Below are 11,828 nucleotides of genomic sequence, written 5' to 3'. Positions count from 1 at the left end.
CTGGTCGCAGCCTTTGCAGCCCAGGTTGAAGCCAACGAGCACAAGGGACGCAACTGGCAGCGCCTTAATGCCTCCGGCATGGTCGGGACCGCCATAGTCGGGAAGATGCTGCACGGACTGCTGGCATCCCTCCTTACCGTCGCCATTTTCGAATCCGAATTCATACTCGTGGGTGTTCTGGTAGGAGGCTTCGACCCTGCGGAACTCGGTCCCTATCTTATGCGTGGCGTACCGATGACGTTGTCAGTGTGGGCCATTATGATTCTGACCCAGGCTATAGCTGCCGGAACCGAATCCTTTGCCTCAACCATGAGCATCATGTTTCTGCTCACTCTGGCAGGCTGTGCGCTGTCGGTTGCCGCACCGGCTTTGGCACTGCCTTATCCGCTGGCCCTGATCACCACTGCATCCGCAGCCCGTGACATGGGCAATATCGCGTCTACGGCCTCCATGGCGGCCTCGTGCATGACGGCAATCCTCTGGGTGCTGATCAGCCTCCTTATATTCCGGCACGAGGCCCGCAGAGCAGTCTAATTTTGATGCAGAGTCGATGAAGAGAGGATGCAGCACTTGTAAGGTCGCACATTTCAGTGTCTGACAGCATAATGGACTACCAGCAGTTACCAGGAAGAGGCTCGTCGATGAGGGCAGACAAGAAGACTCAAGGTTGGATTCAGTTATGGAACCGGCCATACACGGCCTTCGTGGCAGTCTTTCTCTGCGCCATCTACGAGACGATGATGCTGACCAGGCTGATTCTCGCCCCGGGCAGTGCCAATCGAACCCTTTACCAGATTTTGAAGTCTGACAGCTGGGGCTTGCCCCTGTTCGTGGTCATTATTTTTGTCGCACTTGTCACCCTATGCCTGCGCCGCCTATATCCTATGGCGACCCTACTGGTTTTCAGTGGCCTGCTTGCCCTGACTGCCGCAATCTATGGCTCAGGATGCACCTACCTGATCATTCCCTGGCTCGTCAACCTCTACGCCTGCGCTGTAGAAGCCAAAAGCATGGCATCATTGGCAGCTGGACTGTGTAGTTCCACCATTCTGGGTCTGCTCAGCATTGCACTCTCTGCCAACTGGCATCATGATGTCCACTTCACTGACCTTCTATATCCGACTGGTCTGGCATTCGCCCTGTGTCTGACAGCCGCCTTTTTCTCACGCTCAGCAAGGCAGTCACGCATGTCGGAGCAGGCGCTGAAGGAGGAGCGCTCGCATGCCCAGACCCTGGCCCGCGAGCGGGACCAAGCCATGTATCAGTCCAAGGTCGCCGCCGATTTGCACGACAGCCTGGGTCACGACTTGACCGCCATCATCGCCCTATCCGAGGGGATGGATCATGCCAGCGGTAAGCCGGAAATTGATGAGGCCATCTCGATGATCAACGACCTGGCACGACAGGGATTGGACGATACCAGAACAGCTGTAAAAACCCTGCAATCAAAGGCAGGACCTGAAAACGACCCAGCGCAGTCCATAGGGGAGGAGCATGGCTGGAATGACATCAAACCAATCCTCGACCACGTCCGTCATGCCGGCATCAGCACTGCCCTGACAGAGACAGGCCGTCGACCACAAGATCCCAGGCAGGCCAATCTTGCTTTCACTGTGACCAGGGAGGCGATCACCAACGCTCTCCGCCACGGACAAGGAGTCGATCGTATTGTGGTTTCCTGGGATCACGACAGCCAGGGCGGCACAAACATTACCGTTCGTGATGATGGCCAACTTTTGAACAACGATACTGACAACAACGGTGACAACGGTACAGGCCTTGCCAGGTTAAGAGCCGAATTGCAAGCTCATGGCGGCAGCTTCCATTCAGGTCCTGGTCCTGACGGTTGGATCTTGCAGGCTCGTATACCCTCGCTAGCTGCTACGGCAGCTGACAACACGGGTAAGGAGGAAAGTGCATGATCCGTGTCATGATCGTCGACGACCAGCGCCCGACCCGCATGGGACTGGCACTCATGGTCGCCAAGGATCCAACCTTACATGTCGTAGCACAGGCGGCCAACGGCCAAGAAGCTTTGGAAAAACTGGCCACAGCCACCGAAAATCAGCAACCCCTGCCTGATGTGATTCTGATGGATGTGCGAATGCCGGTCATGGACGGGCTGGATGCCACCAGCCGTATCAAAAAGCTCCACCCTGAAATGAGCATTCTTATTCTGACCACCTACGACGAGGACGACTATGCCTTCACAGCCTTAGGGGCAGGCGCCTCCGGCTTCTTGCTCAAGGATGTCAAGACAGCCGATCTGAATAGAGCCATCCATGCGGTGCATGCAGGCGATGCCATTCTTACGCCGCGCATCACTGCCGAAGTGATCAGGAGAGGAGTCCCAAAGACAAGAGCCAGTGATGAGTCTAAGGCTCGCGAAAAATTCGCCCAGCTGGGCAAACGCGAGCTTGAGGTCGCTTCGCTGGTCAGCCAAGGCCTGACGAATGCGGAGATTGCTGAGCATCTCCAGCTACAGCCTGACTCGGTCAAAAAGACCGTCAGCCGCATACTGGCAAAGATCAAGGTCAGGGACCGGATCAACATTGCCGTTCTCTGGTATCAGGCCAACATGACGAACCAGTAATCGTGTTGAATGCTAGCTCGCTCATCCGTGGATGGAAAAGAACCGCCTCTGACTGGAATTTCTACGTCTTAACTCTTATATTGGCGATAGAAGTCCGCCATTTGGTTCATCAACGGCACATCCAGCTCGAAGCCCTTCGACTTGTCGAAATGCTTGGCCGAATATGCGTTATAGCTTTCGTTAGAGGGCTTTTGACCCAGTCGTCTCATGTGTTCCTTGTATTCCTGGTCGAATTGCTTGCGGTATCGCACTGAGTCCTGTGAATAGTAGACATAGGCGTGCCCGCGATCCTGGTATTCACGGAACCGGAATCGTGGGTTGGACTGAAATTCCTCACGGAAGAGGTCATAACTATATCTGACCGGTACCACCTGATCGTCCCGGCTCTGAGTGATGAAAATTCCCGCCTTGGATTTCTTCAAGCCATCCAAAGCGGTATAGCCAGCAAACTTCCCGAACTTTACATGCTCATACAAGCTCACGCAGGGCATGATGAGCGAGACGGCAGGGCCAGCGATTTTTCTGCCGGGCTGACGCATCATATCGATCGAGCGATTGAACCCAAAACCATGACCGCGGCCTTGACCTCTGGGTGAAGGTTGAGAACAGCGCCGACCGCATAACCTCCCCAGCTCTGCCCGAACAGGAAAAGAGGAAGGCCCTTATATGATTGCTCACCCTCCACGAAACGAAGAGCTTGGTCAAGATCCTCGACCCCTTGAGGAAGGCCCCTGACGGACTTGCCAGCGCTTTCATCATTGCCGGTGGTGTCATAGGCGAAGACCAGGAAGCCCTGGGATGTGAGATAGTTGGCAACATCCATGTAGGTATTCTGTCCGCCGCCACCAAAGCCATGAGCGATGACCACGAGGCCCTCAGCCTTGTCCCCAGGCTGGTTCGAATTATTTCTTGAATACTGATATCCCGCCAGTTTCTTACCGTCCTTGGACCTGAAGACGCAACGCTTCATCCGCAAGCCGGGGAAGTCTGCGAGCGCATAACGCATCCATCCGGGAGTGTTATACCGTTTTCCGAAGGTGTCCTCATAGACCAAAATGGAAGCCCCCGGCAGAATGATTACCATGACAAGAACAAGTATTATTGCCAGGGCAAGAAGGACTCGCCTCCAATTGCGTTTGGGCTTTGTCCCGCCCGGTTTTTCGGACATTTCACTCCCTGATCGGCACCCCATTGTCTGTTTGTATAACTATAAACTTTACAGCTATGAAGCCAGGCCGACTAATTGGTATGCAATGCCGTAATCGGCTGTTTGTAAGTATTTGTCCTCCTATTCATATGGCAGAGGTAGTCAGAATCTTATTAGCCGATGATTGTTTGAGAATGGTTCCATTTGTATGGATTATCTACCACCGTGCAATGCAAACCAATGCAACGCAGACCAGCGTAATGAAATCAATAACGCTATTGAGTTTGACCTGAAGTGCCTTGGTCTGCAATAACTAGTCTTGCTCTAATCGGACACAAATACCATCCTGTATTGATCAATAAGAAATGAGCGGGCTGGGATAGTTCCAATCCACTCACTGCTTAGCTCTTAACTGCTTTGCACTTTTTCAACGCGCAAACGAGGAAACTACTCGCAACCGACAGATTAGAAGTCAGTAGCTCGTCTCGTCTTTATCCTGTAACCGCAAACGGAGGGAGTAGCTTTTGGATAGTTCGGCCCTCTTTGCGCTCAGCTGGCCTGCTGCTGGGTCAGATCATACACAGTGACGCCATCAACCGTAGCTGCGGTGTAGTGCTTGGCCACCCACTGTGAGTTTTGTGTGGCAGTGTCTGAACCTCCCATCTGATGACCGCCCATCTCACCAGCTATGTAGTAATGAATCTGCTTATCCTTCACGAACTGCTTGAACTGTTCCAAGCTTGGGTAGGGGTCGGAACCATTGAACCCGCCAATGGCCATAACCGGCTTTTTAGAGGCCAGCTGATAACCCGCCGCCTGCTGGGATCCTGTCGTGGCAGCAGCCCAGCGATGTGAGTCGGATGACTTTTCCAGCATGACGACGATTTTGGAACTGGACCGGCCTCCACCAAGTAGACTTCCTCCTTTCCTCCTTCCTCCTTCTGATCCGCCATGGAATCCAGATTTGCCCCTGCGCGGTGAACGCATGGAAGGCGCACCCGAAGAGCTGGTTTCCCCTTGTGGCCCTGAAGAATCCTGGCCCATGGGACCTGGTCCTTGAGAACCCATGCTGGGAGGCTGTTGGCTATTCGAACTACCACCGGGCATCTGGCCCTGCTTGCTCGGCTGTCCCTGCTGATCCATCGGGTCTTGACCCATTTGATATGAGCCCATGGGACCGCCGTCACCACCAGGCATACCTTGGTGTTGTATATTGCCAGGTGCCATGCCGCCTGCCTGGCCACCGCCAGGCCGACCGCCACCAGGAACATCCCCGGGCATACCACCTGGACCGCCACCCATATTCCCTGAGGTCAGGCCGGGTCCGGCCAGGACGATCGATCCCATGTGTCCTTGGGATACGGTGTACAGCGTCCATGCAGCAGGGCCAGTCATAAGCCCTATGGCTGAGAGAATGAGGGTTGCAAGAGCGAGTCGTCGTATTCGCAAGAGTCCAGCCAAAGCAAAACCGAGGGCGCCCATGAGACCGATTATGAGAATAGCCCACTTGAGCCAGGGGAGCCACTGGGAGCGACCTGCCAGGCTGAAATTCCAGAAGGCCGTGAAAACGATAAGAATTGGCGTGACGATCCTGGCCCAGAGCTTGTCCCGGGCGATCCACAGACTGAATGCGCCGATGGCCACCTTCGCAGCCAGGGCTGGAGCCAGTGCCACAGTGTAATACTGGTGGAAAATGCCGGTCATAAAGCTGAAAACGAGCCAGGTAACGATCAACCAACCTCCGAAAGCAATGACGCTGGCCCTGCGCACATCAGTACGGGCAGCTCTGCCGATAACTAGCAAGCTGATGACAATGCCCGCGAAAGCCAAAGGAGCCAGCCAGGAAATCTGCGTACCGAACTCGCCGCTGAACAGACGGTTAAGGCCAGTCTGGCCCCACTTGCAGCCACCACGACCGCCACCAGCCGGCATGCCGCCACCTTCATGGCCGTGGCCGGGTATGACGGATCCTTCTTCACTGCCGGTCAAGCGTCCGAAACCGTTGTAGCCAAAGGTGAGCTCAAGGAAGGAATTTCGCTGGGAGCCACCTATATAAGGTCTGTCGCTGGCTGGCACGATGACCGTCAGTAGCACCCACCAGCCAGCGGCGACGATCATGGAACAAATGGCAGCAAGTGAATCCAGGATGCGACGAACCATGCCTGTTGGCGAGGCTAGAAGAAAAGCCAGGGCAAAGCCAGGCAGTACGAGCAGCACCTGCAGTTGCTTGGCAAGGGAGCCGAATCCGATCAGAGCACCGGCCAGGACCATCCACCAGGTGCGCTTTCGATTGCCAGAAGGATGGTTGGCATACTCCAGGGATCTGAGGAGCGCGTGAGTGGCACCGGTCATCAATAGCACCATCAAGGCATCGGGGTTGTTGAAGCGGAACATAAGCGCGACTACCGGAGTGAGCATGAAAATGAAACCGGTGACGATGCCCGCCCAGTTGCCCCAATACCGTCGCACGGTGGCATAGAGCAGGTAGGTGGTCGCCACCCCCATCAGCGCTTCCGGCAGGAGGATGGCAAAGGAATTCAGACCAAGGATGCGCACGGAAAGCGCCATCAGCCAAGGGCTGCCGGCGGCTTGTCCACGGTGATGGCGTTCCCCGAGTCCAGGGACCCCCAGAGAAAGGCCTTCCAGCTGACCGAGCCTGCCTGGGCCGCAGCCGAATAAAACTCGTTGGTATATCCGGATGCCGTAAGGTTGATGAAGAATATTGCACAGGCCGCAAGCAGCATGGCTCCCAGTGCCACCCAGTCTCCACGAGTCCGTCGCGGCAGGATATACGCGCGGGAAGCGTGCTCATCAGCGACTGCATCTGTGCTTGTTGATCGTGGCGGATTGAAAGTCTGTGAATGCGGGGAGAAGCCATAGCTGCTATTAGAAGCCAATGAAGCGTTCATGATAGGTGAAGTTTGCTCTTTCTGTATGAGATTTCGGTAGCCGTCAGTCGTTTCAATTGCTGATCACCGCTCAATAAGAGGCAGTTTCTTTGCCTGAATTCTGCATACTTGAATGCGGATCCTTCTCTTCTGCAGGCAAGAGGGATCCACGCAACTCATGCTGGCGAATTTGTTTCCAGACAGCAGGGGAGTCCAGTTCAACGCGAAGCTCCTCGACAGCTCGGACCTCCATACCCTCCCTGACCCGGTGCATGCCTTCCAGATCCTTCTTTACCGTGTCTGGAATGTCGACCGTCGAGCCGGCATCCTCCACCCAACGAACAGGAAGCTCCAACATGGTCATTCCGGCCTGCTGGGCGCGCACAAGCAGCTCCGTATCGAAGAACCATTCGTTATCCTTCACATGAGGCAGCAGGGTATGTGCAGCCTGGGCAGTAATGGCCTTGAAACCGCATTGGGCATCATGAAAGGAGACCGCCAGATATGAGCGGAGCATGAGGTTGTAGGTGCGCGAAATGAATTCACGTTTGGGGGAGCGGGTGACCTGAGACTGCGGCATAAGACGCGAGCCAAAGGCGATGTCAGCTCCTCCCTGGAGCAGAGGAAGAATAAGGCTGCCCGTAGAGCCGATGTCGGTGGATAGATCCACATCCATATATGCGACGACTGCCGCCCTGGAGCTGAGCCAGGCCTGTTTCAGGGCGTACCCGCGACCTTTTCTCGCGAGGTGCAAGGCGCGTACCTGATTGGGACACCAGTCACACAAGGACATGGCTATCTGCCAACTGGCATCAGTGCTGGCGTTGTCCGCAATCACGACATTCCAGCTAAAAGGTGTCAGATCTCTGGCGTGACGATCCAGAAAGCTGCATAAGGTGGATACGGAGTCAGCCAACTGGGTCTCCTCGTTGTATACGGGAATGACAATATCGGCATCGACCGGCGCTGGATCGCCATGGTAGATAGGCGAATCATCTTCACCTGGTGGGATTTGCCTGTTGCCAGAAGAGCGCCTGTCGGGCACATAGGATTGTTTACTGATGTTTCTTTCGAGAATATTCGTTGTGTTCATGACTGACAGTAAACAACGGCTTCTTGGGATATTCCTCGAACTTGCCTTTATAAACTGATTGGACTCCTTAAAAAGAATCGTGAGAATTTCTCAATGCTTGCTGACATTGCTGCACCAAATAGCAACAGTCAATATCGTTTGTCGAGACCAATCAGCATAGTCTTGCTTAGCTGGTTGCAGGGATCGAACCAAGACCAATCTCTGTATTGCATTTAGGCAGAGGCCATGGTCATGTACATTTAAGCTGCATCTATAACATAAAGAAAATGAAGCAATGATTATATGAGCAACACATCCCATAGTTAAGCATTCTTGGATTTGCCTGTTTAGTACGCATAGATCAAATCCTGCAGAAACCGCAAACATCGCTATAGGTTGGCGCTTGTCCCCAGCTTGCTTCAATAGCGACTCGATTCCAAAGGCAACCAGGCTTTCCTCTGCTGATACAAAAACGACTGATTTCCTCAACAGGTACTCAAGTTCGGAGAAAACCAACAAGGTGAATTACAAGTAACAGAGGCATCCCTAACGACACGATAAGCAGGGTGGCATCCCAATAATCGCTTGCGTGATTATTATGACAAAACCGTGAGTTTGGCAATACTTGGTCTAATAATTATAGTCAAGCTTTCTGCGCAACAAGTTGATAGAAAGATCTTTTGCCGATATCCGTGAAGGGCTTTCTCTCAACAGCCTGGTTTCATAGCGGCCGTAAGACCGAAAATAACCTCGAGCCCCACTTCCAATGTCGCGGTAATAGACGTTAGGTAAACAACATAAAGATAAAGGATGTCAAATTCACTTGACGTAAAGTTTACTTTACATTATCCTGGTCCTCATTCAGGCGTCAGATCCTTAATTGAGTTCTGCAAAGGAGAAGCCATGAAGGACAAGAAGAGCAATGAATCAACTGTCGATGTGCAACCCAGATCGTTTGGCACTGTTCGTTTCGGTTCCCATTCGATGCCAGCGCTCGCAGCCGCCTTGATTCCAGGCTTGGTAAGCAGCATCACTATGGGAGTCATTCTGGCTGGCTTCATGCCACAGACCATCCCGTGGCTTATCAAGGCTCTAATAGTGACTATAGTATTTTCTCCCGTATCCGTGAGTCTTTGGTGGGTCATTTTGGTGGATCCCAATACCCTGCCTGGCGCTAATTCGCATGCAGAAGAGAACATAGAGAGCCACTGGTACGGAAGGGCCGAGCAACTTTCATACCATATTTTCATCGGTTTGGTGTCGGCCGGTTGCCTGCTGACCAGTTTGATGGGAGCCGATCAATGGGCCCTCATGCTGGTGTGCGTTCTGATAGCGATGCTCTTGATCCTTGCCCTGTCGTATGCATTTGTGAGGTTCGCCCATCATGAATAACCGCTTGGCAAAAATGCGAAAGGAGCGTGGCTGGTCTCAGGAGCAGCTATCAAAAAAGCTAGGAGTAAGTCGGCAAACGATAATTTCGATCGAAAAAGGCCATTTCGATCCCTCGCTCCCATTGGCCTTCCGCCTGGCGGACGTATTTGATTCAACCATCGAGAACATATTTCAACCCTGAACTCACTCCATTTCTTAAGCTGTGGCAGTGAAGCATAACTAAATAAAACGAACCGGAGTGCTTTTGCATAGTACTTATAAAAGTGCAATCACGAACGATAGACAATCACAACTTTGCCTTTGTCGCTAATGTCCCAGTACCATTCGAATGTACTTATAATCAGAATCCAAGCATTCTAACTAAACACTGCTTTTGCTATCTCACCGGTTCAGTTAGAACACAATTCCGAGTATGCCCCCTGCGTCTTTAGCAGCGAGGCTTGAATCACATTACTCCGCGTTCTCTAAAATACCGGCGACTCCCAAAAGAAAAGAGATCTGTTTCAGGCATGTGTATTGCTTTCCCAGCATATAGTTGACGGCAATTCCACTAGTTTCGTAGGGGAAGATCCGAGAAGGAATTGCCTTCAACTATTGCCTTCAACCTAATATTGTCATACAATTATATATCATACAAGAAGGGGAAATGTTGCTTGTAACATTGAGCCAGATCCATTTGTGCACCCCCGAATTCATGAAAAACAAAAAGAGCTTGATTCTGCCGACGTGATTCATGCATAGAAATCAGCCATTGGCTTTGACTTCTAGGGCAGGCTCTTAGAGATGTTGGCCATAAATCACAAGAGTCCAGCGGAAATTGGTCCTGGTAAATGGCTGATTTATCACGCAATGACACCGCCTTCCAATAAGACCTTGCACGAATTAAGAACTGATAGGAGATGATCATGGACCGAAAAGAGATCAATAATTACTCCAATGTAGACGACCATATGCTCGACAGCATGGCGGCAGAATACGAGAAGGGGAGCTGGCATGGTGAGGTAGGGCCGATCAAGGCCGGACGTCCTCACATATCAGATGAAGATCTGACAAGGATCTCGGTGCGGCTTCCACAATCGCTTCTCCGGACCATAGATCTCAAGGCTAAGTCGAAGAAGGAAAAGCGTTCCCAGTTCCTTCGGGACACCTTAAGCCACGCTCTCCAGGACTAAAACTCAACAGCATACCAAGACTGGCTGCCTGCAATGTTTTGAGAAAAATATCGGATATCAAAGAAAGGCGAATCTTAGTCAGCCATGAATATTGAAAAAATGTATGTCAATAAAATCGGTAAGGGCTATCCCATTATTATGCTTCATGGGTTTCCTTTAGACCATAACTCCTTAATGCCATTCGAATCATATTTTGATGAAGACAATAAATGGCAGAGGTACTATATAGATTTACCGGGTATGGGACAGAGCCGCGGTGCTGGAGTAATACAATCTGCCTCGGATGTTCTTCAATTTTTAATTCAGTATATTGAAGAAGAATTCAATGATCGTAAATTTGCTATCGTCGGCTATTCGTTTGGTGCTTTGTTGGCTACTGCATTGGCAGAACAATTTTCTGATCAAATAGAATCACTCTTTTTACTTGCACCAGAAACTGAGGCAGAAACAGCTAAACGAACCTTGCCTAAGAGAGCCGTTTATCATATGTCTAATTTGGATTCAAGAATTGATCAGGATGAACTCTTAGCATACAGAGCCACCGTAGTATCGGAGAGTCAGGATAACTTCAATCTATTTAAAAAGTATATACTTCCAGGGTTGAACTCTAACGAAGGCAATGAAATCGTCCGATATCTGTCTGAAAATCCTAAATTGGCAAAAGAGCCATCCGAATATTTAAAATCATATAAGGGTTCGATAGAAATCGTTGCAGGCCAAAATGACAATATGGCTGGATTTCAGGATGCTTTCTCTCTCTATTGCACTCTGCCGGAAGCGGAGTTTGTGTGTATATCAAAAGCGGGACATACTCTTCACCTTGACAGGCCAGAAATAATAAAGGAAATTTTTACCGATTGGCTCCGTAATTTGAACGCACGGGTTACACCTTGAAAGGAAAGATATTGTGCATGCGAAATATTGTCGTCTTTTGATTTGCCGTCGTCAAGCATGAAATGAAATATTTCAAATCTTTTATCACAACCTTCCGGAAGTCACAGAAGCAAATTCTTACGTAAGCAATTTAATCAATGACCAATCAACTTTTTGTTTAACACCAAAAATCCCGTGCAAAAATAGCTTTAATACAGAAAATGCCAATCAGCTTGGCCACACGGATGCTCCTATGGGCTAATTGGGAGTTTTTATAAACAGAATCCTAGAATACACTGACGGGCCAGAATAGGAAAACTCGTGACTTAGCGTATTTTAGTTCTATAAGCCTGCATGATTTAATTCGACACTTCTCACGAATAACAGTGAGTATTAACAGTGAATCATTGAAGCAAAATGAAAACACGCATGCATATATCTCGAAAGGAAAGGAAGCTGCGCAAGGGTTCTATAAAATGCAGCTAACGGTGACATTGACAAAGGTGATTCGCAGATTGAAGACTGCCACTTTCTATGTCATAACTTTTCGATCCCAGGCGAGATTACTCAGATAGATATGCGTGCTCTGCCCGATACGGAAGCAATCATAAACGGTTCTCCATAGGAGAGTCGCGACTTCAGCCCTTACCATCTATCAGTCCGATCAGCTTTCAGATCCGCAAGGGCCTAA

Annotated in this window: 12 protein-coding genes; 7 read left to right on the top strand and 5 right to left on the bottom strand. The window is 50.9% G+C overall.

Annotation, left to right across the window (positions count from 1 at the left end; all coding sequences use genetic code 11):
- The 3 genes from AC0AP0_RS04845 to AC0AP0_RS04835 all read left to right on the top strand — a co-directional run.
- On the top strand, positions 1-534 hold a 534-nt coding region (locus tag AC0AP0_RS04845; protein ID WP_490429548.1), incomplete at its 5' end, for an ABC-2 family transporter permease.
- A 107-nt stretch (positions 535-641) separates the two neighbouring features.
- Positions 642-1,922, top strand: a complete 1,281-nt coding sequence (locus tag AC0AP0_RS04840; protein ID WP_490429547.1) for a sensor histidine kinase — start codon at positions 642-644, stop codon at positions 1,920-1,922.
- On the top strand, positions 1,919-2,593 hold the full coding sequence (locus AC0AP0_RS04835; RefSeq protein ID WP_254477547.1) for a response regulator transcription factor: 675 nt from the start codon (positions 1,919-1,921) through the stop codon (positions 2,591-2,593). Before AC0AP0_RS04840 ends, AC0AP0_RS04835 begins: the two co-directional genes overlap by 4 nt.
- 68 nt (positions 2,594-2,661) lie before the next feature.
- Here the strand turns inward: AC0AP0_RS04835 and AC0AP0_RS04830 are convergent, their stop codons facing one another.
- From AC0AP0_RS04830 to AC0AP0_RS04810, 5 genes are all read right to left on the bottom strand, one after another.
- The gene (locus AC0AP0_RS04830; RefSeq protein WP_490429546.1) at positions 2,662-3,135 is read right to left on the bottom strand and encodes a hypothetical protein; all 474 of its coding nucleotides are present in this window, start codon (positions 3,133-3,135) and stop codon (positions 2,662-2,664) included.
- The gene (locus tag AC0AP0_RS04825; RefSeq protein WP_490429545.1) at positions 3,132-3,761 is read right to left on the bottom strand and encodes an alpha/beta hydrolase; all 630 of its coding nucleotides are present in this window, start codon (positions 3,759-3,761) and stop codon (positions 3,132-3,134) included. The genes AC0AP0_RS04830 and AC0AP0_RS04825 overlap by 4 nt, the downstream gene beginning before the upstream one ends.
- A 528-nt stretch (positions 3,762-4,289) precedes the next feature.
- A complete protein-coding gene (locus AC0AP0_RS04820; RefSeq protein ID WP_490429544.1) occupies positions 4,290-6,296 on the bottom strand; it encodes a mannosyltransferase YkcB-related protein in 2,007 nt (668 codons plus the stop codon).
- Positions 6,297-6,307: 11 nt separating this feature from the next.
- Positions 6,308-6,649, bottom strand: a complete 342-nt coding sequence (locus AC0AP0_RS04815; RefSeq protein WP_490429543.1) for a hypothetical protein — start codon at positions 6,647-6,649, stop codon at positions 6,308-6,310.
- 70 nt (positions 6,650-6,719) lie between these two features.
- Complete coding sequence (locus AC0AP0_RS04810; protein WP_490429542.1) at positions 6,720-7,673, bottom strand: dolichyl-phosphate beta-glucosyltransferase; 954 nt, start codon at positions 7,671-7,673, stop codon at positions 6,720-6,722.
- A 930-nt stretch (positions 7,674-8,603) separates the two neighbouring features.
- On the opposite strand from AC0AP0_RS04810, the gene AC0AP0_RS04805 reads away from it, so the two are divergent.
- The 4 genes from AC0AP0_RS04805 (at position 8,604) to AC0AP0_RS04790 (ending at position 11,158) form a co-directional block, all read left to right on the top strand.
- Positions 8,604-9,092 (top strand): hypothetical protein, encoded by a 489-nt coding sequence (locus tag AC0AP0_RS04805; RefSeq protein ID WP_490429541.1) that lies wholly within the window; start codon positions 8,604-8,606, stop codon positions 9,090-9,092.
- A complete protein-coding gene (locus tag AC0AP0_RS04800) occupies positions 9,085-9,273 on the top strand; it encodes a helix-turn-helix transcriptional regulator (RefSeq protein WP_110425197.1) in 189 nt (62 codons plus the stop codon). Before AC0AP0_RS04805 ends, AC0AP0_RS04800 begins: the two co-directional genes overlap by 8 nt.
- Before the next feature lie 724 nt (positions 9,274-9,997).
- Positions 9,998-10,264: a type II toxin-antitoxin system HicB family antitoxin gene (locus AC0AP0_RS04795; RefSeq protein ID WP_490429540.1), complete on the top strand. Its 267-nt coding sequence runs from the start codon at positions 9,998-10,000 to the stop codon at positions 10,262-10,264.
- An 84-nt stretch (positions 10,265-10,348) separates the two neighbouring features.
- Positions 10,349-11,158, top strand: a complete 810-nt coding sequence (locus AC0AP0_RS04790; RefSeq protein ID WP_490429539.1) for an alpha/beta fold hydrolase — start codon at positions 10,349-10,351, stop codon at positions 11,156-11,158.
- Positions 11,159-11,828 lie beyond the last annotated feature (670 nt).

The organism is Bifidobacterium sp. POST2/T3 (B1) (assembly GCF_058197115.1).
Note: the sequence above shows the minus strand (reverse complement) of the source record. Positions and strands in the feature narration are given on the sequence as shown.

Bases quoted from the DNA above. Each gene is read 5' to 3' on its own strand.
- AC0AP0_RS04840 (WP_490429547.1), top strand. From the start codon at position 642: ATGAGGGCAGACAAGAAGACTCAAGGTTGGATTCAGTTATGGAACCGG.
- AC0AP0_RS04835 (WP_254477547.1), top strand. From the start codon at position 1,919: ATGATCCGTGTCATGATCGTCGACGACCAGCGCCCGACCCGCATGGGA.
- AC0AP0_RS04830 (WP_490429546.1), bottom strand. From the start codon at position 3,135: ATGATGCGTCAGCCCGGCAGAAAAATCGCTGGCCCTGCCGTCTCGCTC.
- AC0AP0_RS04825 (WP_490429545.1), bottom strand. From the start codon at position 3,761: ATGTCCGAAAAACCGGGCGGGACAAAGCCCAAACGCAATTGGAGGCGA.
- AC0AP0_RS04815 (WP_490429543.1), bottom strand. From the start codon at position 6,649: ATGAACGCTTCATTGGCTTCTAATAGCAGCTATGGCTTCTCCCCGCAT.
- AC0AP0_RS04805 (WP_490429541.1), top strand. From the start codon at position 8,604: ATGAAGGACAAGAAGAGCAATGAATCAACTGTCGATGTGCAACCCAGA.
- AC0AP0_RS04800 (WP_110425197.1), top strand. From the start codon at position 9,085: ATGAATAACCGCTTGGCAAAAATGCGAAAGGAGCGTGGCTGGTCTCAG.
- AC0AP0_RS04795 (WP_490429540.1), top strand. From the start codon at position 9,998: ATGGACCGAAAAGAGATCAATAATTACTCCAATGTAGACGACCATATG.
- AC0AP0_RS04790 (WP_490429539.1), top strand. From the start codon at position 10,349: ATGAATATTGAAAAAATGTATGTCAATAAAATCGGTAAGGGCTATCCC.